Origin of the sequence: Amycolatopsis palatopharyngis, assembly GCF_003385185.1 — a bacterium.
GTDB lineage: Bacteria > Actinomycetota > Actinomycetes > Mycobacteriales > Pseudonocardiaceae > Amycolatopsis > Amycolatopsis palatopharyngis.
Genome location: NZ_PQHZ01000013.1, coordinates 1 through 23,085, shown reverse-complemented (window position 1 = coordinate 23,085; position 23,085 = coordinate 1). Strand labels below are relative to the sequence as shown.

Here is a 23,085-nt window from a genome sequence, read left to right as displayed (position 1 = left end):
GCGCCGCTACAACTGCCCGGCGAACATGCCCAGCCGGGCCAGTGGTTCGAGCAGCGCGTGCTTCTCGCGGATCTGGGAACGTGCTGCGCCGGTCCCGGGGCGCGTAGCTCAGGTGTTCCCCGCACGCTCGGTGGCGACGATGTCCCGGACCGCCGGGGCGATCTCCTCGCCGAACTCCTGGATGACCCGTGGATCGTCGGTGGCGAGAACGAACGTGGAGATGCCGTACTCGACCGCCAGTTCGGCCAGCGAGTCGGGCGCGACGTCCTGCGGGCCGACGTTCAGCAGCCGCCGCACCGCGTGTGGATCCCGCCCGGCCTCGCCCGCGCTCTCGTCGATGATCGCGTTCAGCCCGGCCAACGCCTCCCGGCCGGGAAGGTAGCCCAACGACGGCAGCCAGCCATCCGCGAGGCGGCCGAGCAGGCGCAGCATCCGCGGCTTGTATGCGCCGAGCAGTATCGGAATCGGATGCGCCGGCGCCGGACCACGCTTGGCCCCGGTTACCTGGTAGTGCTTGCCGTCGACCCGCACCCCGCCTCGCTCGTCGACATCCCACATCGCACGGATGACGCGGATCGCCTCCTCGGTGGCCTCGACGGACTCGCCGGGTGTCAACCGCCGTCCACCCATCGCCGCGATGGCGTCCCAGAAGCCGCCCGCGCCGAGCCCGAGTTCGAAACGTCCCCCGCTGAGCAGGTCGAGGCTGGCGGCGGCCTGCGCGAGCACAGCAGGCGGTCGCAGCGGCAGGTTGGCCACGTTCGTCGCCAGACGCAGTCGCTCGGTGCGCGCGGCGATGTATGACAGCAGCGTCCAGGTGTCGAGGAACCTTGGCTGGTAGGGGTGGTCCTGGAAGGTCGCCAGATCGAGCCCGGCCTGCTCACTCGCCTGCGCGAGTGTCACCGCGTGCTGTGCCTGCGCCGCAGTCGGCGTGATGAAGGTTCCGAAAAGCAGTTCGTGCCCGTAGTCCGCCATAACCACCCCTTTGATTGAGGGCTCAATCATATCGACAGCCGTCGGTGTTCGCCACGTGTCTGATGTAGCAAGCGAGGCACCGAGAGCGATGGAGGATAGTCCGGGCAGGTCGTCCGGCGCGATCCTTGTCGAGAGTGAGTTCATGAAGACCTTGACGCTGCGTTCCGTCTGGCCGGGAAAACCGGCCCGGCTCCTCGTACCGGCTGTCGTACTGGCCGCAGTGGCGTCTGTTGGTGCCTGCGCTGGTGGCACCGGCGATCCGGCTCAGCCCGACGACCTGCCAACCGGCACGACGGTCACCGTGGTCGAACCTGCCGAGTCCACCTCGGCGGGGTCCGCTACCCCTGTCCGGGAGTCAGCAGCGACAGCGACGGTCCCGGACGTGGTGGGCATGAACCACCAACAGGCTCAGGACGCGATGCAGGCAGCAGGGTTCTACGGCCTGCGCGAGGTCGACGCCACGGGGCAGGGGCGTGCGCTTTTGTGGGATCGGAACTGGATCGTCGTCTCTCAGTCACCCGAAGGTGGCGTGGATGCCTCCGTTGATTCGACGGTCACGCTCAGTTCGAAGAAGGAAGGCGAGTAGGACTCCGCCGGTCGGCTACTGACCGTCCGCGTCAGCAGGTGGCGTGCCGTCCGGCCAGATGCACGGGGAGGACGCACCGAGGGAGAGGTCACCTTCATCGCTTTGCTGCACGGACATTCGAAAGGCGTCGTCGTTGTTCTCTACCGAAACGAACATGTCGCTCGCGGACCGCTTGTCGGACAGTACGCGGAAGCCGTTCGCCGTCCAGTAGTCGTACAGCGCGTCGACGGACTCCTTGTTCCGGTCGGCGGGCAGGCCATCCAGCCAGTACGTCTTGCCGACCTCGAAGCGACCCCGGGGACCGTTGTCTGTGGGATCGAGGCATTCCGCCGAGTCCTCGTACTGCACGGTCAGTGTCGGCTTCTCCGGCAAGGCTGCCACCGCGCGCTGGATGTGTTCGTCGGCGCGCTGCGCGGCCTGCTGTTCGGTCATGGTGCGCATTGGCTCTTCGCTCCCGGTTTCTCCGCCGTCTTGCCCGCCACTCCCGCCGCACGCTGTGAGCGTCAGGAGCAGGCATGCGATCACGCTTGCTTTTCGAAACAACCGCGGTCCTCCTCGATCACTGTCGCTCAGCTCGGTTCGTTGCCGACGACGATACGACCCATGTTCCGCAGGGATGACGAGTCCTTGTTCCAGTACTCCGAATGTGCGTCCGTGGAGTAGCCACCGGTGTACCAGTCACCTTCGGTCCCTGCGTCCGAGGTGAACGGTGTTGCTCCGAAATCCTCGCCGATCGGCTGCGGGCCGTGGATGAATGTCGGGGTACCGCGGATGATGTCGTTCTCCGCGGTGCTCGCGTAGATATTCGTGTCCTCAGGCACCTGCAGCTCAGAGGCGTGGTCGACCCCGACGCCGGGGCTGCCGATGAACACCACGTTGTCGACGTCGAGTTGGGCGTTCTCGCCCTGTGCGGAGTGTCCGATCACGGTGGAGCCGTAGCTGTGCCCGATCACCGTGTTGTTGGATGCTTCGCCCTCGTGCGTGGCCCGCAGTCCGTCCTGGAAGCCGCGCAGGTCGGCGGCGGCGTCCTCGGCGTAGTGCGCGTTGGTCGCCTGACCCACGTCGCCCGGGGCGTCGTAGCCGACCCAGGTGATCGCCGCGTTGTCGCCACGCGATAGCCGATCGGCCTGAGACAGGATCAGGTCTCCCCGGTCCAGTTCGCCGCCGATCTTCGCCAGGTCCGAGCCCGTGCCCGGCACCGAGGTCACCACGTTGTCGGCGGTGTCCGGGTTGCCGGTCGCGACGATGCCCCGGCCGTTGCCCTCGGTGGAGTAGTCCAGCAGGTAGGACTGCGGCACCGTGTCCGTCGGTTCGCGTTCGAGACGCTCGTCGATCGCGTTCATCCCGCGCAGGGTCTCGCCGAGGCGCTCGTACTCGCGGTTCTGGTCCGAGGTCCGCGCGTCACCCAGCTCTTCCAGTTCGGCGTGCCGGCTGTTGAGCTCGGCATGTTCCTCGGCGAAACCGATCCGGTTCGCGCGGTCCCGGTCCTCGACCGGGATACCGTCCATCCCGCCGATCACGTCACCGTGGGTGTAGATCGCGGACTCCTGCTGCATCGGCGTGAGGCTGTCCCACCACTGCTTCACGTCCTGCGCCGACGCACCGTCGCCCGGAATGTCGCTCGGCGTGATGATGTTGCCCTCGCCGACCGCTTCCAGTTCGAGCCCAGCAGCCGACGGCAGCGTCTCGCCCAGCGCCGAGGACGCCGCCTGGTCGGCTTCGCGAACGTCTTCGAGAGCGCCCTGGATCGTCTCGGTCAGGTCGCGGGCCGTCTGGCGATTCGCTTCCTTCTCCTCCTCGGTCCGCATGTCACCGGGCCCGCCCGCACCCGCGCGCACCTGGCCGGTGTCCGGGTCCACCGACAGGAGGTAGGTGGAATCCACGGTTTCCAGTACGCCGCTGACGGTTGTCTGCGCTTCGGTGATCGCGTCGGACAGATCGCGAAGTGCGGGCGGGATCTTCTCGATGTACTCGGCCGCGGTGTTGTACTCCGACCGGACGTCCTCGAAATGTGTGCGGGCCGCTTCCGCCGCGTCGCCCCGCCAGCCGTCGAGCTTGCCGAGCGTCGTCTTGATGTCGCTGGCCGTCGCGGTGAGCTCACCGGCCAGCCGGGACCACCTGTCCGCGATGTCGTCATACGCGCCCGGATCGGCGTCGCGAAGGTTTCTGAAGGTCACCACCGGCGATCAGCTACCCGAATCGAGCGGGCCGAGCGAATCGATCACAGTTTCCTCGACCTCCTGGTAGCTGGTCGAACTGTCCTGCAGCAGTCCGCCCGCCATCGCGGTGCGCTTGCAGATGTCGTCGATCTGGAACTCCCACTGCGTGGCCAGCGAGCCGACCTTGCTCGTGGTCGTGAAACCCTCGTTGGCGCCTTCGTGTGCCGCGACGCCGCCGCTGAACTCCGACATCGCCTCCCGGGCCTCGTCCGCGAGGCCGATGAACTCGTCGCCGGTGGTGGACAGCTCACTCAGTTCGACGCCATACCCGTCCATCCCCGCCCCCTTCGGTCAGGTGTTCACAAGTCGGTGATCGTAGCGGTGAATCGCTCGTGCGGCTCGCTCTCGACAGGCTGCCGCAGGAGCGCACGAGACTGTGACGCGCCGGAACCGGCCGCTGGTTCCGGAAAGCGGCCGAATGCTGCGGCGCGCTTGAGGCAAAGCTCTGAAAGCCGGCCGCAACGGGCTCGTGGCGGCCATGGCAATCCGTGCGGCGCGGTCGCTACGGTGTGCGGGTAGTTGTCCAGACCCCTGCCACCGAGGCGGTGGCGAAGGCGAGGTTTCCTGCCCGCATGTCTCCCGTTCCGGAGTTCGCGTTACGCCAGGTGGAGCGGTGGTGTGCGAAGAAGGTTCCTGCACGGTTGAGCGATCAGATTCGCGTGGAGTGCAAGCGCCGAGGCCGGTCGCTGACGATCGTGGAACGGCATGCTCCCACTCCGCTGCTCGGCCCGGAGTGGACCGAGCAGAAGGTGGCGCAACTGCGGCTCGACGAGGACGGCGTCTGGTCGGTCCTGTGGGCTGACCGCAACGGACGCTGGCGTTCCTACCCGGACGCTCCACAAGCCACGCAGCCCGTTTCGCTGCTGGAAGAGATCGACAGCAATCCCCACGGAGTTTTCTGGGGCTGACCGGCAGCGCCGGTAGGCTTCCCAGCATGCCGACCCTGCACGAGGAGGTCCTCTCCAAGCTCGGCCCCCGCATCGTCACCGGGGGCCTGGCCGCGGGGGCGACGATCAACCTGGAATGGGTCCAGCAGGAGTTCGACGTCTCCCGCACGATCGCGCGCGAGGTCGTGCAGGTGCTCGCATCCATGCGCCTCGTGGACAGCCGGCGCCGCACCGGAGTGACCGTACTGCCGGCGCACCAGTGGGACATCTACGACCGAGCCGTGATCCGCTGGCGCCTCACCGGCCCGGAGCGCGAGTCCCAGCTGCACCAGCTCTCCCAGCTGCGCGCCGCGATCGAACCGCCCGCCGCCGCACTGGCCGCGCGGTACGCCGACGACTCCCAGCGTGGCCGGATCGTCGAACTCGGCGAGGCATTGGAGACCACCGGCTCAGCCGGTGACCTCAAAACCTTCCTGGAGTACGACATCGCCTACCACCGGCTGCTGCTCGAGGCCTCCGGGAACAACATGTTCGCCGGCCTCGCACACGTGGTGGAGGAGGTGTTGCGCGGCCGCACCGACCACCACCTCATGCCGCCGCAGCCCAAGGTCGAGGCGCGCCGACTGCATTCGGTGGTGGCCGAGGCCGTCTCGGGAAGGGAACCCGAGGTGGCCTCGGCCGCCATGACGGCGATCTGCGCCGAGGTCGTAACGACGCTGGGGCAGCTCGCCGACCCTTCGATCAGGTAACCACCCAGAGCAGCGACGCGATCGCGAACGCCGAGAGTCCCAGCGTCGTCTCCATCACGGTCCACGTCTTCAGCGTGGTCTTCTCGTCCATCCCGAACAGCCTGCTGACCAGCCAGAAGCCCGAGTCGTTCACATGCGACAGTACGGTCGCGCCCGCCGCGATGGCCACCACGAGCAGCGCAACCTTGAAGTCGCTCAGTCCTGCCTCGGCCACCGACCCGGCGATCAGGCCGGCCGCGGTCGTCAGGGCGACCGTCGCCGAACCCTGTGCGACCCGCAGCAGCGTCGCGATGACGAAGGCCTGCACGATCAGCGAAATTCCGAGGCCGGAAAGGCTCCCGCTCAGGGCTGCGCCGATACCGCTCAGTTCGAGCACGCCACCGAACATCCCGCCGGCGCCGGTGATCAGGATGATCGAGCACACCGGACCGAGTGCGTTGTCGACGATCTTGCTGACCGAGGCCATCGAGGCGTTCGGCTTGCCGAGGACGAGGATCGCGGTGATGACGGTGATCATCAGCGCGACCGGGGTGACGCCGATCAGGCTGAGGAAGCCGACCCAGGCCTGCCCCTCCGCGAGCACACCCGAGGTGACCAGCGTGGACAGCACCGTGTTGAACGAGATCAACACCAGCGGGATGAGCAGCAGCATCAGCACCGTGGCAAAGGACGGTGCGCGCTGGGCCAGCTTCGTCTCGGGCCGGTCGGCACCGTCCTCAGTGGCTTCCGAGGCGTTGTTGTCCCGGCCGTCGTTCATCTCGCCGAACACGACGTTCGACACCGGCACGTACACGCGCTTGCCGAGGAAGCGGGAGACCAGCATGACGCCGACGTACCAGGCGACGATGGCCACCGGGATCCCGACGAGCAGGGTCAGTCCGACGTTGCCACCGAGCAGGTTTGCCGCCGCGACCGGACCGGGGTGCGGGGGGACGATCGCGTGCATGGCGGCGAACGCGCCCGCCGACGGCAGTGCGTAGAGCAGCAGCGATCCGCCGAAGCGCCGGGCAACCGTGAGGATGATCGGCACCAGAACGACCAGTCCGGCGTCGAAGAAGATCGGGAAGCCGAACAGCAGCGAAGCGACACCGAGGGCGAGTGGCGCCCGTTTCTCCCCGAAACGGTTGATGAGGGTGTCCGCGAGTACCTGCGCCCCGCCGGTCACCTCGAGCAACCGGCCGAGCATCACCCCGAACGCGACCAGCAACGCTACCGAGCCGATGGTGTCCGCGAATCCGAACATCAGCACGTCGGGGATGTCCCCGGGGCTGAACCCGACGGCAATGGCCGTCACCACGCTTACGAGCACCAGCGACACGAAGGCGTGCAGCTTCACCTTCATGATCAAGAACAACAGCAACGCGACGGCACCGGCTGCTATCAGCAACAGGGTGGCGGTGCCGAATTGTGGGTCGATGGCTTCCACGACAACAACTCCGTACCTCGGTTACCCAGTCGGCCCTGGGCGTGTGGGCCAGCACACTGCCTCAAAGGTAGTACTTTTGGCAAGTCCTCCGGCAACACGTAGGTAACGTTTGCCTGTTAGTCCAGCTCGGCAGCGGCCATATCGCTGTTCCACTCGCCGCTCGACCTGTAGGCAGCACGATTGATCCAGTTTTCGAGCAGGTCTCGGTAGTGGCTCGCCCGCACGGACGTGTCTCCAGCCGGAATCCGCTCGTAGAAGTTGAACGGGCGGATCTTGCCCGCCTCCGACCACTGCAGATAGGACAGGAACATGGCCCCGTTACCGAACCGCAAGCCGTGCACGATCGGCACGCAGGCGTAGTGGATCAGCGTCACCTCGATGCCTCGCTGCGCGAACTCCCCGGCCTCCCTGAGGAGCATCTCGCGCATCCGCTCCTGGCTGCGCGCCGATTCACCCGCCCAATCGGCAGGTAGTTCGCCACATTCGGCGAGGAAGTCCGGGTCCAGGTAGTACAGCCTGATCCGCCAGTGCGATGGCGGGTCGTGGGAGGTGAGCCACGCCAGGATCTGCGGCCAGGTGGTGTTCAGGGTCAGCCCGAGAACATCAAGTGACCGTTCCCTGCGCCGCCCCCGCTCGGCGATCTCGTCGAGGGTGGTGAGGACCTCGCTGACGTTGTAGGCGATCCGGTCCTCCGTCTGCGCCGCTACCGTGTCCCGCACACCCCGGACCTGTCGGCCGAGCTGGTAGATCGCGATCAGCACGACTTCCAGCATGACGGCGACGATGGCGGCCAGCAGCTGTCCGTCCAGCTTCACCACGTACCGCTCCAGGAGCGTCCTGGTCGCACCGATCGTGTTCAGGATCAGGTAGATCGCCGTCAGCAGTGCCAGCGCCGTGGTCACCGCTTCCCAGGCGCGGCCCAGCCGCCCTGCGAGGTTCGGCCCGGCCTGGCGCTTGCGCTCATGACTCCGCTTCGCGTGCACACCGACGAACGTGGCACAACAGGGTGGGCGCGGGCAGTTCCTTCAGCCAAATGCCTGCGTCTGCGCCCGGTGCACCGCCTGTTCGGTCCCGAGCTCCGCGCGCGCACGCTCGTTCGCCAGGTAGAAGCCGACGAGGTGGTAGACCAGCGTCGGGTCCACGGCGAGGAACTTGCCGGGTATGTCGATCAACGGCACCGGCCCCTGCCGATCCTGGCGCTGCACTTTCGGCAGCCGGTCCTGCCGCCACAGCCTGGTGATCTGTCGTCGTTGCCACGGAGTGTCGTCCTCCGCGACGACGACGATCTGCGGGCCGTCGGAGTAGCGGGGAAACACCCCGATCACGCGGTCCCACGGCAGGAAGGACTCGAACGTCCAGCCGCGTTGGTAGATGCCCTCCGGAGACAGGCGCAGATATCCCCTGTCGAATCGTCCGGTGGTCATCAGCAGTGGCATCGAGGCGAAGAACAACGCCAGCAGACCGAAAACGAAGAATGCGCCGCCGAATACGGAGTCACTCACCGATTCCACCGCCGCCATCACGAACACCAGGGCGATCCCGCCCATCAGCAGGCCATACCCGTAGTAGATCTGCGACGAGTACGGGATCCGCAGCGCGCCGCGCCCGTCCTCGGTCCGGACGTTCGTGACCGCCTCCACCGGCTTCCGCTGCCGCAGACGCGTTTCGTAACCGAGCCATGCGACGAGCGCGCCGAGCGCCGCGAACGCCAGTGCGTACCTGCCTCCCGCGGACGAGCCGATGGACAGGTAGTACAGGCCGATTCCCAGCGGTGCGATCACCAGCAGGGCCACGCTGAAACCGAAGGCCAGGCGGTAGCGCGAGCCGCTCGCGGGCCATTCGGGTGGCCGGCGCAGGGCTTCAGAAGACGGCATCCCAGGCGTCCTTCACGCCGCCCGCGACCGCGCTGGCCCCGTCGGCGATCGCCTTTCCGGTATCCACGATCGCCTTGCCGCCGTCCTCGATCGCCTGGCCGACCTCGCCGATGCCGTTCTCATACAGCGAGTCGACCATGCCGGAGGTGAAGACGCCAACCCCGGCTCCCACAACCGCTCCCACGGCGGTACCGACCGGGCCGCCGATCATCGTGCCCACCACGGCCCCTGCCGCGACCGACGCACCGAAGCCCACGCCTCCCGACACCACGGCCTGGCCAACCGGCTTGCCATTGGCGATGTCGTAGGCGATCCCGGCGACGGCTAGGCCGCCACCGAGCTTCAGCCCGAACGAGTTCACCTTGCTCGGCACCTTTGCGGCGTCGTCGGCCAGCGCGCTGGCCGCCCTGGTGCTGGCTGCCGCGCGGTCGACCTGGCTGTAGAACCCCTTGTGGTCGATGACGATGTTGCCGAACGACTTCACGTGCCGCGCCGCCTGCGCGGCGTCGTCGACGTAATGCTGCGCGCCCTTCAGCAGGAACGAGGAGTACCTGGCTCCCGCGCCCGCCGCGATGGTCGTTCCCGCCACGGTGGCGACGTTGAACCAGGGGTTCGGCGCCTCCTTGTTCGCCGTGGCCGCAATCGTCTCGACGCTGCCCTTCCACGACCTGTGGACACCGTCGGCGTCGGCCGTTGCCTTTTCGAACGCCTTCACCTTGGCGGCGTGGGTCTGCTGTGCCGCGACCGCCTCCCCGTGCGCCTGCACGGCCTCGGGGGTCGCGGCTTCACCGGTGGGCGCGGCACCGGGAGCTGCGGGCCCCGGACCGGGATCCGCGATCACGTTGCCGTTGACCGCGAGACCCGCTGTGGCGGCCTCGCCGCGGATGCGGGTCATATCGGCCTGGGCGCGCGTGAGGTCGGCGGCCAGATCGTCGAGGTTCTGGGCCATCGTCTTGGCGATCTTGGCGAAGTCGTCCGCCTCGCCCGCACCCTGGGTCATGCGGGTCCGGAACGCCTCCGACGCGTTGCCCGTCCACCCCGCGTCGGCACTGTTGCGCGCGCTGTAGATCCGCGTCGCGGTTTCCGTGATTCGCGCGGCCAGCGAGTCCCGTACCCAGGTCGCGGCCGTGGTGATGCTGCCGGGATCGCCCTCGATCTTGGTGTCGATCGGCATCCTCACTCACCCCCCGATGCCGTCACGGCATCGCCTGCCTGTGCCTCCGTCTCGGCATACGCTGCGCTGCCGTCGGCGACCGCGTCGCCCGCCGCGTTCGTGCCGATGACCAGCTGTCCCGCGCTGTCGGTGAGCTTGCCGAGGATGGCCGCCACCGCCGCGCTCGCATCGCCCGCGTCCGGGGTCGCCGGTGTGCTGTTGCCCAGCCCGTCGAGGTGCGTTGCGGCCTTGCGCAGGGTGCTCGCGATGCCGTCGATCACGCCAGGATCGGCCTGGTAGCCGGTGCCGTCAGGCATCGCCTTCACCCCCGGCGCCGTGCCGGTGCTCGGGCGGGATGATGACGTCCAGCAACAACAGGTCGAACGGCTGAACCTGCTGGATCTTGTCCAGCGTCGGGGTCGGTACGACCATCCACGGCTGCTGGTCGCCGCAGCAGTACTTCAGCCGATCAAGCGCGGAGTACGCCATGAGCGCCATCCGGCCGTCCCTGGTCTCGCGCAGCTCGACCACGGATTCGCTTGGGTCACTGACGTGCGAGGCGCAGGGTAGGTAGACGACAGGTGGGAACTCGGGCGGGATCGGAGTCGTGGCCTCCGGCTCCATGGCAGTGTCGTTCACGGAGGTACCCCCACTGGGAACTCGGATCCAAACAGGCGTGACTTGGACGAGTCTCGCCGCCGTCCGGTTCCCCGGCAACTGTTGTGGTCGCGTGAGTACTCACAGTGAACAGCGAATACGTTGTCCGGACCCCTATTCGCGATAACGAGCACACGATGGCGATCATCGGCATCGGCAGCTTTGTAGATGGAATGCTCTACCCCCTGTTCACCGAACACGACTCCGAGATCAGGAACGCGGTTTCGTCGTCAGGGGCCCTTGGTTCAAAGTGGACCGTGCCGGCCTGAATGTGGGCAATTTTGCCTAACCCGAACGGCGGAACAAATACGGCGCAGGTTGGTGAATACTGAACGGCTTGCCGCGGAATGGTGGGCCCTGACTCGCGATTGCGGCTCAGGCTGTGAGTCGTCGTGGTGAAGGGGAGTGCAACATGCGCGGCATGAGGGAGGAGCTTGCGCCGCTGCTCGCGGTCCAGGGGGAGCCGGGGGAACTGGAGGCGCTCGGCCTGCTGGCGGCGGGCCGGTCCACGGATCCGGTCGTATTGGTGGAGCTGGTCAATGGCGCGGGGGATCGGCAACAGCGGGTCGTAGCCCGGCTGGCCGAGGCGGCAGCGCAGGCTGTGCGCGCTCGTCGTCCACTGTGGATTGATGCGACCTGGTTGCCGGAGGCCACGGCGTTGGACGGTACGCCGCGCGGGCTGCTGGAGTACCTCGACGTTCGGATACGGGCGGTACTCGAGGGATGCGGTGCCACCACCGACCCGCAGATCCCGCCACTGATCCCGGTGCTCGGGACGGCTCCGAGCGACCGGGTGTTGCACTGGGTGCGGATGCTGGGTGAGCGCCACCCGAGACATGTGGTGGTTCGGGCGCGCCGAGATCCCTGGCTGGCCCGGCGCAACCTCGTCGGTCAGCTCCTGCGCATCAGCAGGACGACCGGTGTGCCGACCCGCAATATGCACCTCCTGCTGGACGAAGGACACCTCCCAGCCGTGACGGCCGGGAGGGTCGAGGACCTGCTGCACACCATCCAGGTACTCACCCACCGGATCGGCCCCGCGTCTGTGGGGCTGCTTGCCGGGTCGGCGTCGCAGGGGGACGCCGACGCCGGTCCGCGCAGGGAACTCGCCTTGTGGGAGGCGTTGTCCGCGCGCTCCCCGGTGCCGGTGCGCTACGGCGACTACGGGGCCGGTGTCGCAGGCCCCCGGTTGGAAACAGCGGGTGGAGGCAGGTAAGCCACCGGACGACGCCCCTACTTCTGGGCGCGCGGGAAACGAACCTCGTTGCGGTCGATCTTGGCGTTCGCCGCCTCTATGAGATCGATGCCGAGCATGTCGGCCAGCCGGACCAGGTAGAGGGTGACGTCGGCGATCTCGTCGAGTACCTCGGGCCGCAGCTGCGGGTCGCGCATGGCGCCCGCGGACTCCTCCGGAGTCAGCCATTGGAACAGCGCCGTCAGCTCGCCCACCTCGCCCGACAGCGCCATGACCAGGTTCTTCGGTGTGTGGAACGGTTCCCAGTCGCGCGCGTCGGCGAACTCGCGCAGCCGCTGGATCAGATCGTCGAGGTTCACGCGCCTTCTTTATCATGCCGCCGCGACACGGCTGCGCTACTCCATTCGGACTACGCTCTGTATTTGATTCGGCACAGTTGGTTTACTCAGAGTGGATCAACCGACGCGACCCAAAGGGGTGGTGATGACCGATTGGCGGCGCGAGGCTGCCCGCGCTGTCGAGCAGGAGCTGGAGCATGCTCGCGAACTCGGCGAGTGGAACCTGCTCGACACGTTGACGCCGCTGCCTGAGCCCGGTCACTACTCGGTCGACCTGCGCGGGCGGCGCATCGAACCGGACAATCTGCGTCATCTCTGCCTTGCGGGCCAACAGGGACCACGAAAGGGACTCGCCATTCCCGCCGACGCCGCGCGGTTCAGCGACGGCGTCCTCTACCTGCGAGTGGATGGGCCCGTTCCGGCTGGCTGCGACCGGGCCTGGACCGCCGCGCTGAGTCCCCGATTGCTGTTGCGCAGGCTCGCGGAAGGCCTGCGTGCTCCCACCAGGGCGCCGTTGGCCGACCGCCTCGCCGCCGGTTCGGTGGACGAGATCCCCTCCCGTGGCTGTGCCGCCGCGCGGCTCACCGACGAGCAGCAGGCCGCCTACCGCGCCTGTCTCGCACCGGGGGTGCAGCTGGCCTGGACCCCGCCCGGCACCGGAACGACCTCGGTGATCACCGCGGCGGTGGAAGAGTTGGTAGCCGTCGGTAAACGAGTGCTGCTCGTCTCGCCGGTGGGGTCCGCCGTGGACGACGCGGTACTCGCGTTGCGACGGCGCCTCTCGCCCGGCAAGGTCGCCCGCGTCGGTGTTCCCGCCGACCAGCACGTCGTCGCGACGCTCTCATGCGAGCTCGACGCCGAACGCCGGGCTGTGCAGGAGGATCTCGCCGAGCTGGAAGGCGCGGGGGAAGCGCTGGCCGTACTCGACGCCGAACTCGCCGGATACGACCACGATGCGTTCCTCGCCGCAGGTGAACGTCTCGAACAGGCAAGCCGGCTGCGAGCGCTGTGTGGTGAACTCATCCTCGTCGAGGAACAGCATTCCGCCGCCGCGCGAGAACTGGAGGCCGCACAGGCAGGACTGCGCGGAGCGCGCGAGAACTGGACGGAGATCGCCGAACAACGCGCCCAGCTCGAACGAATGGCTGACCTCACCAGCGAACTCGACGGTCTGCCCGCCACCGGTGTCGCATGCGCACGTGGCCGGTGGTCCCAACGCAGGAACCGGCGCGCACTACAGGAGCGGTGCGCCGAGCTCGCGGAGCGCATCGCGGAGTGCGCTGCCGCGGCCCACCCCTTCACGCCTGCCGACCTCGTGCGTCTCGACGACGAACTCGTCACCGCCGAACTGGCGCTGGACCTCGCGGCTCGTACCGAGTCCGAGCTGCACACCACGGCGGAGGCACTACGCCGCAAGATCACCCAGATCCGCAACGCCGGCGTCGCCACCGAGCAGGATCGCCGCTTCCACGCCGACTGCAGGCGACACGACCTGCCGTCGCGGCACCAGCACCGAGAGATCCTGCGCAGGCGAGCCGGCGACACCAGCTGCCGAGATCGGCTGCTGGAGCGGCTCGGCTGGCTCACCGAGCGGACACTGCGGCTGCGCGAGGAGGCCGAGGCAGCCGCGATCGCCGGCGCCCAGGTCGTGGCCACGACGCTCGGTACTGCCAGGGCACACCAGGTCGTGGCCCAGCAGAAGTTCGATGTGGTGCTCGTCGATCAGGCGGCCGCGGCCAGGCTCGCCGAGGTGCTGCTCGCCGTGTCCAGGGCGGCGGAGAGCGCGGTCCTGTTCGGCGACTTCCTCCAGCCGGGACCGGTGGTACGGCCCGCGTCGATCCGCGCACTGCCCGAAGTGCGTACCTGGCTGACCACCGATGTGTTCGCCCACTGCGGTATCCGCTCCCCGGAGGACGCCGCGCGGCATCCAGGCTGTGCGGTGTTGACGAGGCAGTTCCGTCTCGGCGGGTCATTGCGCACGCTTGCCAACAACCTGCATTACAAGGTCCTGCACTGCGGCAGTTCACCGAGACGCGATCCAGGACCGGTCGCCGAGATCGTGCTGATCGATGCCTCGACACTGGGATCCGTTCCGGCCGGAGTGGCGTCCTGGCCGCTCGGCGCGGTACTCGCGAGGACCCTCGCGGCCAAGCGCACAGGTGGTTTCGGCGTGCTCACGGCACAGCGGGAACAGGCAGGTGCTGCCCTCGCCGCGCTGCGCGACGCCGACGAGGCCCTCGCCGTGGGCGTCGGAACTGCCAGGTCCTGTCACGGCCGTGGATACGACACCGTGCTTTTCGATCTTGCGAATGGTGGCAACTGGACGGGCACCGCGCGGGCCCGCCAGTTCGGTGCCGCGGTCACACGGGCCCGCAGGACCCTTTTCCTGCTTGCCGACCTGGCCACCGTGCGCAGTGCGCCGATCGACAGCCCGCTGGGTGTACTCAACGGGGTCCGGCTGGACCAGGCGGTACCCGTTGTCGGTGCGCACAGCCTGCTCGACCCGGAGGCCTTCATACCTGCCCGTGACCTGCCAGCGCGGCTGGATGAGGCCACCGAGTCGATCTGGCTGGCACCCGAGACCACCCCCACCGACGAGGTCCTGTCCGGTCTCGGCAGGGCGGTCGCCAGGGGAGTCACGGTTCGCGTGTTGCTGCCGGAAGGGCAGGGCGAACTGGAGTCCCTCGTCCGGGATTGCGGCGCCACGGTCCTGCGGGCCGCCAGGGTGAGCTGCGGTGCCGTGGTCCTCGACCAGCAGGCCGTCCTGCTCAACGCGACCCGCCCAGGGCCGGACGATGCCGAGCCGGAGCCGGTATTGGTGGGGCACCGCGGGCGCCACCTGGCCGCGAAGCTGATCACCGACCTGGTGCCGCACTTTCCCGGGAAAGCGCGGACACGTGCGCGCGCAACCACCGCACTTTCCCGGGAAAGTGCGGCGCTCTGAGGGCGTCACCTGCGACGTTGACTTTGTGTGCGCGGCGGGCCGGTGAAGTCCACGCGCATGGATGAGCGTGTCAACCGTTCGGGTGCGGCACTATGGACCAAGTGGACCCCGCCCTGCGCTCGTACCTGCACTCCCTCGATGCGGAGTCCCTGGTCGGGTTGCTCTGCGACCAGGCGGCCCGGCACCCGCAGTTCCGCCGTGAGCTGGAGGTGCGGGCCGGGCTGAACAGCACCCAGGGCGGTGATGTCGCCGAGGCACACCGCATGCTCGACGACGCCGTACCCGCCGACCTCGAGCCATACGGCGCCGGCTTCGACCTCGCCACCAAGATGAGCGCCGTGCTGGACACCCTCCAGCGGCTGCTGGACGCGGGCACACAGGCGGATCTGAGCCCACTGGCGCGGCGGACCGTGGACGAGATCAGCTCCGCCCTCGGCGAGTTGGACGACACCACCGGCGCGGTCGGGGCCGAACTCGGCCGGGCGGTCACGTTGTATGCCCGCGCGTGCGCAGCGCACCCACCGCCGCCGGACGCGCTCGCGGACTGGATCCTCGGCATCGAACTGCACGGTCCTGGCTGGCCGGAGATCCACCTCGCGGACTTCGCCGAGGCGCTCGGCGAGACCGGCCTGCTGTGCATCAGGGCGGCCGTGGACGGCGTACTCGCGGACGAGGGCGCCGACGGTGGCAGCCTGGCCCGTGCCGAGCGGTTGAACGAACAGGTGGCCGAGGCCACCGGGGACGTCGACCTGCTCGTCGACATCCTGTCCAGGAAGCTGCCCCGCCTCGACGTCAGCCTGAAGATCGTCCGGGCACTGCGCGGCGCGGGCAGGCACGGTGAGGCAATCGCACACGCGGCCCGCGCCTTCTCCAGGGACAAGCAGACCCTGCGGGACGCGGCGGAGCACGAGCGCGACGAGGCTGTGGCGTTGCTGCACGACCGGGCGGGCCGGGGACCCGCGGAAGCCGATGAACTTGTCCGGATGTTGCTCGCGGAGCAGCGGTTCGAGGAGGCGTGGCGGGCCGCCGAGGAGCACGGATGCTCCCTGGAACTGCGCCTCGAGGTGGCCGAGAGCAGGGCCGCCGAGCACCCGGGCGAGGTGATCGGGGTCTACCGATCACACGTCGAGGAGCTCATCGCGCACAAGGACCCGCACTACTACCGGCAGGCGGCCAAGCAGTTGCGCAAACTGCGCACCCTGCACCGGCGGGCCGACACCGCCGAGGAGTTCAGCGCGTACCTCGCCGACCTGGTGCGGACACACCGGCGCAAGACCCGGCTGCTGGCCGAGGTACGTGCCGCGCGCATCGCCCTGCCCAAGGCCGCCCTCGCGAAGGCCGCCAGGTAGCCCTGCCCCTGCCGCGCTTTCCCGGGAAAGTGCGATTCGTGCGTGCGCAACCACCGCGCTTTCCCGGGAAAGTGCGAGGGGTGCCAGCGTGGGAACCGCTCGTTGTGCCCGGCCGCCAGGTAGCCGGGTCAGGTAGGAGTGAATCGGCTAACCCCCGGGAATCCGTCGGACGCAGCACTGGTTGCCGCCGGTGACAGGCTGCGATACCCGACGTGAGGAGCAGTACCAGTGAAGGCCATCACCTACTCGTCCTTCGGCGGCGCCGAGGTTCTGGAACAGTCCGAGGTCCCCGATCCGAAGGTGGGCCCGGACAGTGTCCTGGTCAAGGTCAAGGCCGCTTCGGTCAACCCGGTGGACTGGAAGGTGCGCGAGGGGTACCTGGACGGCGCTTTGGACGTGTTCTTCCCGGTGATCCCGGGCTGGGATGTGGCCGGGGTCGTGGAGAGCCCTGGAATCTCGGTGCCGGAGTTCGCCGAGGGCGACGAGGTGATCGGTTACGTCCGCGAGGACGTCGTGCGCCGCGGCACCTTCGCCGAGAAGGTCGCGGCTCCGGTGCGGACGCTCGCCCGTAAGCCGAAGAACGCCACGTGGGAGCAGGCCGCGAGCCTGCCGCTGGCCGGGCTGACGGCCTACCAGTCCCTGGTGCACACGCTGCAGATCAACGAGGACGACACCGTGCTGATCCACGCCGCCGCAGGCGGGGTCGGTTCACTCGCGACGCAGATCGCGGTCGCCTGCGGCGCGAGGGTGATCGGCACCGCTTCCGAGCGCAACCACGACTACCTGCGCTCCCTCGGCGCCGAGCCGGTGACCTATGGCGACGACCTGGCCGAGCGGGTCCGTGAGCTCGCCCCGACCGGCGTCTCCGCCGTGCTGGACCTGGTGGGCGGTGCCGCGCTGACCGCGACCGCCGAGGTCCTCGCACCGAAGGCCCGGGTCGCCTCCGTCGCCGATCCCGGTGTCACCGAACTCGGTGGCCAGTACGTCTTCGTCCGCCCGGACACCGCCGACCTCACCGCACTGGTGGAGCTGGTCGAGCAGGGCAAGGTGACCGTCGAGATCGCCGAGACCTACCCACTGGCTGAGACGGCCGCCGCCCACAAGGCCAGCGAGCAGGGGCATACCCGAGGCAAGATCGCGGTACTGGTCGACCAGTAGGTGTGCGCGAGCGGCCGCGATGACAGCATGGGCCCATGACCTCGCAGAGCCGTGGACGTGACACGACGCCGGTGCCCGGGCCGGACGGAATCAACTCCTTCGTCAAGGACGTGCTGTCCGACTTCGCCGCACTGGCCGCCGATCCCGACTTGCTCCGGGTCGAGGTCCTGGCATCCGAGGTGGCCGGTGCCTGGTGGGAGGACCCGGAAGGGGAGGACGTCGCAAGGGAGCTGATCGATCGTGCCAGGAAGAAGGCCACCCCTGGCGCGGCCGCGCTGCTGACCTCGCTGAGTGTTCTCGCCCCTGACCCGGGCGTGCGCGAGGCCGCCGCCGTCGGCCTGCGCGCCGTGCTCGGCCGCGGCATTCCGGAACCGGAATGGGCGGCCGGGCTCGGCGCGGTGGGCATCGACGAGTGCTGGCAGCTCGGCGACGTCTACGGCGACACGGCCTCACTGCTGGCCGTTCTGCATCGCGATCAGGACCGGATCGGGATCTTCGCCCTGCTGCACCTGTCGGACGGGTCGCTGCCGGATGTCACCATCGTGGACAACCCGGACGACCTGCTCGCCGGAATGCGTGGTCAGGCCGAGGAGAACGAAGGCCTGCTGCTGGTCGAGCGGATCGAGCCGGCCCGGCTGCGCGGTCTGCTCGAGCGCGGTATCGCGGTGATCGACACACTCGAGGAACCCGAGGTCACCGAGGAGTTCATCCGGTTCAGGGCGCTCGCCCTCGCCTACTGCCGGGTGCTGCCGGACGCCGAGCCCCCGCCTGCTGCCGAGCCACTCGGCGACTGGGAGACGGTGGTCGAGGAGTTCCTGAGCGCGAATCCGGGACTGCCGGACACCGATGACACGCGCTACTGCGTCCGACTGCTGATCGACTTCGGGGTGCAGACGGAGCCGAGCAGGCCGCTGCGGATCAGTCCGGAGCGGATGGTCACGTTCCTGGAGGACTGGCTGCCCGGCGAGATCGAGCTGTCCGAGACCGAGCAGGAGGTCCTGCCCGACGTCGTCCTCGCGTGGACGCGCTGGGCCGCGTTGCGCCAGGGACTGCCCGAGCTCGCTCTCGCGGAGCTGGACGAGACGGTGCAGGAGAGCCTCGCGAGCTTCGGCGAGGACTCGCTCGAGGTCTATCTGGACGGCGACGAGGAGCTGGAGGGCCCGGTCGAGCTGACCGAGCTGCTGGAACGGCGGATGTTCGCCGTGCCCACCACCGTCACGGAACTGGGCGACACCCAGCTGGAGCTGGAGCCCACGGACCCGGAGCAGCGCAGGCTACTGGTGATCGGCGAGCACCCGGAGTACCACGAGGCGCTCACGGAGGACTCGGACATCGAGGAGATCGACGGCGTCGATCCGCGCGAGTACCTCGCGCTGAAGGCCGCGGTGGTGGACCAGCTCTGGGAGAACGAACCCCCGCAGCTGTGGTCGGCCGTGGTGCGCATGCGAGACACCGGGCGCGAGCGGGACGACATCCTGGACGAGCTGGTCGCTGTCCTCTCCGCGCAGGCGGAGACCGCGAGCGAGCCGGACGCGGAGGAATTCGAGTTCGACCTGGACGCCTACTGCGAGGCGCTCGAAGCCCTTGGCTGACGCCTTGTCGCCTCGATAACGGCACTTCGCAGGCCTGCGCCTCCGCTCACACCAGTGGCGCGGTCTTCGGGTCCGGCTCGCCGTGCTCGGCGGGCCGGACCGCACGCCGTTCGCGCCGGCCGATCGCGTCGTCGAAATCCAGGACGAAGGCGCCGACCGCCATCGCCAGCAGCACCACGATGCCGAGCATCGCACCGATCCAGGTCATGATGATCGAGAACATCGGCGGCTACCCCCTTTGCAGGGTGAGTTGGTTAATTCCAGGGTCACCTCGCCGGGTCCCGGTTACTATCGGCCAACCGGTTAGTGCTCACGGCTACGCATCGGCCGATCGGCTGAGGGATGGTCGCGGAGCGCGATCAGCCGGCGGCCCGGTCCACGGCGTCGATCAGCCGGTCCCCGGCCAGTAGCGCCAGATCGTTGTGTCCGGCGCCGGGCACCTCGACCACCTCGGCGCCGCCCTTCGCGGCCACCTCGCGGCTGAGCTCCGGCGGCACGATCGCGTCGGCGGTGCCATAGACAACGGTGAGGGGAGTTTCGCTCGCCGCGACGTACTCGGCGACGGGGAACCGATCCCGGAGTAACAACCGCACGGGCAGGAAGGGGTAGTGACGCTGCCCCACCGCGGCCAGCTCGGTGAACGGAGAGCGCAGCACCATCGCGGACGGCGGGTGCTCGGTCGCGAGTTCGGCGACGACGGCGCCGCCCAGGCTCTCGCCGTAGTAGACCAGCTCATCCGGTGCGATCCCGGCCTCCCGCACGAGGAATTCGCGGGCCGCGCGTACGTCCAGCGCGAGGCCTTCCTCGCTCGGACTGCCGGGATTGCCGCCATAACCGCGGTAGTCCAGCAGCAGCACAGACAGGCCGCGATCGGCCAGCGCGCGGGCCAGCGGTGCCCGCAGCGACCGGTCCCCGCCGTTGCCGGGTGCGACGAGCACGGTCGCCCGCGCACCGGGGACCGGCAGGAACCAGGCGCCGAGAGCGAGGCCGTCGGTGGTCCGCAGGGTGACGTCCCGCCCGCCGGGCAGAACGTCGGACGCGGGGGGAAGTGGCCCGCCGGTTGGCAGGTACACGAGCTGGCGCTGGAAGACGTAGGCGGCGCCGAGCACCAGAACGACGACGGCGGTCACCGCCGAGATCGCGATCCACACCCTGCGTCGCACCGGCTAGAGCTTGCGCAGGCGGACCCGGTTGATCGAATGATCCGCGTCCTTGCGCAACACGAGAGTGGCCCTGGGGCGGGTGGGTTTGATGTTCTCCACCAGGTTCGGCTCGTTGATCGTGTGCCACAGGTGTCGTGCCTCGGCCCGCGCCTCGTCGTCGGGCAGGCCGGCGAAGTGGTGGAAGTGCGACGCCGGGTCGGCGAAGGCCGTATGCCGCAGTTCCAGGAACCGGTCCACGTACCAGCGCTCGATGTCCTCGGTGTGCGCGTCGACGTAGATCGAGAAGTCGAACAGGTCCGACACGGTCAGGCGGGGCCCGGGCTGCAGGACGTTCAGCCCCTCGATGATCAGGATGTCCGGCTGGCGCACGACGTTCTCCGCACCCGGGATGATGTCGTAGGCCAGGTGGGAGTAGACGGGCGCGCTGACCCGCTCCGCACCGGACTTCACCTCGGTGACGAACCGCAGCAGGGCTCTGCGGTCGTAGCTCTCCGGGAAGCCCTTGCGGTGCATGATCCCGCGCCGCATCAGCTCCTGCCGCGGGTAGAGAAACCCGTCGGTCGTGACGAGGTCGACCCGCGGGTGGTCCGGCCAGCGGGCGAGCAGGGTGCGCAGGACACGAGCTGTGGTCGACTTGCCGACCGCGACGCTACCGGCGATGCCGATCACGAACGGCACCTTCGTGCCCTTGCAGTCCTCGCCGAGGAAGGTGGTCGTCGCCTCGTACAGCCGCTGACGGGCGGCGACCTGGAGGTTGATCAGCCTGGACAGCGGGAGGTAGACCTCGGCCACCTCGTCCAGGTCGACCTGCTCACCGAGCCCGCGCAGCTTCAGCAGCTCGTGTGCGGTGAGTGGAAGCGGTGTCGCCCTGCGTAGCTCGCGCCACTGATCCCGGTGCAATTCGACATAGGGGCTCAACTCGCGGACTCGTGGCATAAGCACACTCCTCGCCCGTCGGTGGGCCAGCGCCGAAAACTCGATCACGCCGAGGGCGACGAATCGCCGATCACCTCAACGCGAGTTAACGGTAGGCCTTACTGGCGCTGAACGCGCTGTGACGTTGTGCACGCTGACGCCGATTCACCGCGCGGGGAAGACGTCATCCCAGGCAGCGCAGACCTGCCGTGCGCATGTGTGCGGGGAGACGTCTCCGACACCCGTGCCGAGTCCGGGCATCGCGATGGTGTCGATCGCCTGATGGACGTGCACTCCCTGCTCGAGCCGGCCGTCGCGCCAGAGCTGGAACACCGCCCGCGCCGCGAGGTATGGGTGCACGGTGTCCGGTGGCAGTCGCTCGCCGGGCTCCCGCATGGTCGGTGCGCTGATCAGCCACGCCGGGGTGCGGGCTCCGGTGGGCACCATCAATGCTTCCCCGATCGGCAGTTCTCCGCCGTGATAGGCGAGGACAGCGCTGCGGACGTTCTGCTCGACCTCGGGAAACGCCTGTGCGTAGGTAGCGTCGACGCCGCCACGCATCCAGCCGTAGGAGTTGGCCGGGCTGACGACGGCCTGGGCGGAGACGTCGAGGACGGAGCCGTGGTGCAATCGCACTCGGCCCCGCATTTCCCGCACTGCCTGCTGCCAGGCCTCGGCGAGGGGACTGTCGATGGCGCACAGCACCAACTCCGGCGTTCGGGGAGTCACGTGCTGTCTGCTTGCGGTGTGCGTGCCCGATTCAGCCGTCACGCCTACAGCATGACAAAAAACATCAGCTGTCGTAACCGGGCTGCCTACCGGCTATGCGAGTGAAACTCATGACACCGCGGCTGCGTAACCTGGCCAGGTGCCGCTCAAGACCATCGCCTACTTCGGACCGCGAGGAACGTTCACCGAGCAGGCTGCGCGCAGCCTTGCCACGGATCAGGAACTGGTCCCTGCCGACACGATCGCCGGTGCGCTCGCCGCGGTGCGCGCCGGAGACGCGGACGCGGCCTGCGTTCCGGTGGAGAACTCTGTGGAGGGTCCGGTCAACGCGACCCTCGACGGGCTCGCGATCGGTACTCCTCTGGTCGCCGTGGCCGAGGCGCTGCTGCCGGTGCATTTCAGCATCCTGACCCGGCCCGGCATCAGGGAAGCGGCCGATATTCGCACGGTCGCCAGCCACCCGCACGCCCTCGCGCAGGTACGGCAGTGGCTGGCGGACACGCTGCCGGATGCGCAGACGGTCGCGGCTTCCTCGACGGCAGCCGCCGCTGTTTCGGTCCAGCGGGGTGAGTGCGACGCCGCGGTAACGGCACCGGTGGCCGTCGAGCACTATCCACTACCGATCCTCGCGACGGGCGTCGCCGACGTGCTCGACGCGAGGACGCGGTTCCTGCTGGTCCAGACGCCCGGCCCGCTGCCGCGACCCACCGGGGCCGACCGCACCTCGGTGCTGGCTTCGACCGCAAACCGCCCTGGCGCACTGGCCGAGCTGCTCACCGAACTCGCGTTCCGAGGCATCAACCTGACCCGCCTCGACGCGCGGCCAGCACGAGGTAACTTCGGTGAGTACCGGTTCTTTCTGGACTTCGAGGGACACCTGGCCGAACAGCGGGTCGGGGACGCCGTCGCGGCGCTGCACCGGCGCTGCAGCTCCGTGCGCTTCCTCGGTTCGCATCCGCGGGCCGATCGCGTGGCGGACACGGTCGCCCCCGCCGCGGCCAACGACGACTACACGAACGCGGCAGAATGGGTAGCAGCCGTGCGCGCGGGGGAGACCGCGTGACGCGGTGAGTGAATTTGGCGCGTGCGGCTTCGAATTAGGGTGGTGGCGGGTGACGGGTGGGCGGGTGGCGGCCGTGCAGCGAGGGGAGACAGCGTGAGGTTGTTGCTGATCAGACA

Annotated in this window: 25 protein-coding genes; 10 read left to right on the top strand and 15 right to left on the bottom strand. The window is 68.6% G+C overall.

The features are described from left to right. Positions 1-108: 108 nt before the first annotated feature. Positions 109-972 (bottom strand): LLM class flavin-dependent oxidoreductase, encoded by an 864-nt coding sequence (locus D0C15_RS12585; RefSeq protein ID WP_116044433.1) that lies wholly within the window; start codon positions 970-972, stop codon positions 109-111. A gap of 142 nt (positions 973-1,114) precedes the next feature. On the opposite strand from D0C15_RS12585, the gene D0C15_RS12580 reads away from it, so the two are divergent. Further along, complete coding sequence (locus tag D0C15_RS12580) at positions 1,115-1,558, top strand: PASTA domain-containing protein (protein WP_211323182.1); 444 nt, start codon at positions 1,115-1,117, stop codon at positions 1,556-1,558. 15 nt (positions 1,559-1,573) lie between these two features. Here D0C15_RS12580 and D0C15_RS12575 read toward each other — a convergent pair whose 3' ends face one another. From D0C15_RS12575 to D0C15_RS12565, 3 genes are all read right to left on the bottom strand, one after another. Then, the gene (locus tag D0C15_RS12575) at positions 1,574-1,999 is read right to left on the bottom strand and encodes a hypothetical protein (RefSeq protein ID WP_245975727.1); all 426 of its coding nucleotides are present in this window, start codon (positions 1,997-1,999) and stop codon (positions 1,574-1,576) included. A gap of 128 nt (positions 2,000-2,127) precedes the next feature. Beyond that, positions 2,128-3,738, bottom strand: coding sequence for an alpha/beta hydrolase (locus tag D0C15_RS12570; protein WP_116044420.1), 1,611 nt, complete (start codon positions 3,736-3,738; stop codon positions 2,128-2,130). Positions 3,739-3,744: 6 nt separating this feature from the next. Further along, the gene (locus tag D0C15_RS12565) at positions 3,745-4,053 is read right to left on the bottom strand and encodes a hypothetical protein (RefSeq protein WP_116044418.1); all 309 of its coding nucleotides are present in this window, start codon (positions 4,051-4,053) and stop codon (positions 3,745-3,747) included. Positions 4,054-4,349: 296 nt separating this feature from the next. Here D0C15_RS12565 and D0C15_RS12560 point away from each other — a divergent pair, with 296 nt between their 5' ends. Together D0C15_RS12560 and D0C15_RS12555 are read left to right on the top strand one after the other, a co-directional pair. Further along, positions 4,350-4,685 carry a DUF3024 domain-containing protein gene (locus D0C15_RS12560; protein WP_116044416.1) on the top strand — a complete coding sequence of 112 codons (336 nt, stop codon included), beginning with the start codon at positions 4,350-4,352 and terminating at the stop codon, positions 4,683-4,685. 26 nt (positions 4,686-4,711) lie between these two features. Further along, on the top strand, positions 4,712-5,413 hold the full coding sequence (locus D0C15_RS12555) for a FadR/GntR family transcriptional regulator (RefSeq protein ID WP_116044414.1): 702 nt from the start codon (positions 4,712-4,714) through the stop codon (positions 5,411-5,413). Here the strand turns inward: D0C15_RS12555 and D0C15_RS12550 are convergent. The 6 genes from D0C15_RS12550 to D0C15_RS12525 all read right to left on the bottom strand — a co-directional run bounded on the left by D0C15_RS12550 (position 5,406) and on the right by D0C15_RS12525 (position 10,505). Next, entirely contained in the window at positions 5,406-6,839 is a 1,434-nt protein-coding gene (locus tag D0C15_RS12550) for a GntP family permease (protein ID WP_116044412.1), read from the bottom strand. The two genes, D0C15_RS12555 and D0C15_RS12550, sit on opposite strands and share 8 nt — an antisense overlap. A 116-nt stretch (positions 6,840-6,955) precedes the next feature. Continuing rightward, entirely contained in the window at positions 6,956-7,822 is an 867-nt protein-coding gene (locus D0C15_RS12545; protein ID WP_116044409.1) for a hypothetical protein, read from the bottom strand. Positions 7,823-7,864: 42 nt separating this feature from the next. After that, positions 7,865-8,713, bottom strand: a complete 849-nt coding sequence (locus D0C15_RS12540; RefSeq protein ID WP_116044407.1) for a hypothetical protein — start codon at positions 8,711-8,713, stop codon at positions 7,865-7,867. Continuing rightward, complete coding sequence (locus tag D0C15_RS12535; protein WP_116044405.1) at positions 8,700-9,887, bottom strand: WXG100 family type VII secretion target; 1,188 nt, start codon at positions 9,885-9,887, stop codon at positions 8,700-8,702. Before D0C15_RS12535 ends, D0C15_RS12540 begins: the two co-directional genes overlap by 14 nt. 2 nt (positions 9,888-9,889) lie before the next feature. Further along, positions 9,890-10,183: a hypothetical protein gene (locus tag D0C15_RS12530; RefSeq protein ID WP_116044403.1), complete on the bottom strand. Its 294-nt coding sequence runs from the start codon at positions 10,181-10,183 to the stop codon at positions 9,890-9,892. After that, entirely contained in the window at positions 10,176-10,505 is a 330-nt protein-coding gene (locus D0C15_RS12525; RefSeq protein ID WP_245975725.1) for an SAV_915 family protein, read from the bottom strand. The genes D0C15_RS12530 and D0C15_RS12525 overlap by 8 nt, the downstream gene beginning before the upstream one ends. A 155-nt stretch (positions 10,506-10,660) precedes the next feature. On the opposite strand from D0C15_RS12525, the gene D0C15_RS35475 reads away from it, so the two are divergent. Continuing rightward, on the top strand, positions 10,661-10,792 hold the full coding sequence (locus D0C15_RS35475) for a hypothetical protein (RefSeq protein WP_281270702.1): 132 nt from the start codon (positions 10,661-10,663) through the stop codon (positions 10,790-10,792). Between the two features lie 152 nt (positions 10,793-10,944). After that, positions 10,945-11,739: a beta family protein gene (locus D0C15_RS12520; protein WP_162830053.1), complete on the top strand. Its 795-nt coding sequence runs from the start codon at positions 10,945-10,947 to the stop codon at positions 11,737-11,739. 17 nt (positions 11,740-11,756) lie between these two features. On the opposite strand, the gene D0C15_RS12515 is transcribed toward D0C15_RS12520, so the two are convergent. Beyond that, positions 11,757-12,077, bottom strand: coding sequence for a nucleotide pyrophosphohydrolase (locus D0C15_RS12515; protein WP_116044396.1), 321 nt, complete (start codon positions 12,075-12,077; stop codon positions 11,757-11,759). Between the two features lie 124 nt (positions 12,078-12,201). Between D0C15_RS12515 and D0C15_RS12510 the strand changes: the two genes are divergently transcribed. The 4 genes from D0C15_RS12510 (at position 12,202) to D0C15_RS12495 (ending at position 19,099) form a co-directional block, all read left to right on the top strand. Further along, positions 12,202-15,000 carry an AAA domain-containing protein gene (locus D0C15_RS12510; RefSeq protein ID WP_162830052.1) on the top strand — a complete coding sequence of 933 codons (2,799 nt, stop codon included), beginning with the start codon at positions 12,202-12,204 and terminating at the stop codon, positions 14,998-15,000. Between the two features lie 92 nt (positions 15,001-15,092). Next, the gene (locus D0C15_RS12505; protein WP_116044391.1) at positions 15,093-16,349 is read left to right on the top strand and encodes a hypothetical protein; all 1,257 of its coding nucleotides are present in this window, start codon (positions 15,093-15,095) and stop codon (positions 16,347-16,349) included. Between the two features lie 228 nt (positions 16,350-16,577). Beyond that, the gene (locus D0C15_RS12500; RefSeq protein ID WP_116044389.1) at positions 16,578-17,507 is read left to right on the top strand and encodes an NADP-dependent oxidoreductase; all 930 of its coding nucleotides are present in this window, start codon (positions 16,578-16,580) and stop codon (positions 17,505-17,507) included. Between the two features lie 35 nt (positions 17,508-17,542). Continuing rightward, positions 17,543-19,099 (top strand): hypothetical protein, encoded by a 1,557-nt coding sequence (locus D0C15_RS12495; RefSeq protein ID WP_245975724.1) that lies wholly within the window; start codon positions 17,543-17,545, stop codon positions 19,097-19,099. Positions 19,100-19,145: 46 nt separating this feature from the next. Here D0C15_RS12495 and D0C15_RS34515 read toward each other — a convergent pair whose 3' ends face one another. The 4 genes from D0C15_RS34515 to D0C15_RS12480 form a co-directional block, all read right to left on the bottom strand. Continuing rightward, positions 19,146-19,322, bottom strand: coding sequence for a hypothetical protein (locus D0C15_RS34515; protein ID WP_170161336.1), 177 nt, complete (start codon positions 19,320-19,322; stop codon positions 19,146-19,148). 136 nt (positions 19,323-19,458) lie between these two features. After that, positions 19,459-20,262, bottom strand: coding sequence for an alpha/beta hydrolase (locus D0C15_RS12490; protein ID WP_116044387.1), 804 nt, complete (start codon positions 20,260-20,262; stop codon positions 19,459-19,461). 3 nt (positions 20,263-20,265) lie between these two features. After that, positions 20,266-21,198 (bottom strand): type I pantothenate kinase, encoded by a 933-nt coding sequence (gene coaA / locus D0C15_RS12485; RefSeq protein ID WP_116044385.1) that lies wholly within the window; start codon positions 21,196-21,198, stop codon positions 20,266-20,268. A 144-nt stretch (positions 21,199-21,342) separates the two neighbouring features. Then, positions 21,343-21,948: a macro domain-containing protein gene (locus D0C15_RS12480; protein WP_116044383.1), complete on the bottom strand. Its 606-nt coding sequence runs from the start codon at positions 21,946-21,948 to the stop codon at positions 21,343-21,345. A gap of 97 nt (positions 21,949-22,045) precedes the next feature. On the opposite strand from D0C15_RS12480, the gene pheA reads away from it, so the two are divergent. Then, a complete protein-coding gene (gene pheA, locus D0C15_RS12475; protein WP_116044381.1) occupies positions 22,046-22,969 on the top strand; it encodes a prephenate dehydratase in 924 nt (307 codons plus the stop codon). The last annotated feature ends 116 nt before the right edge of the window (positions 22,970-23,085 follow it).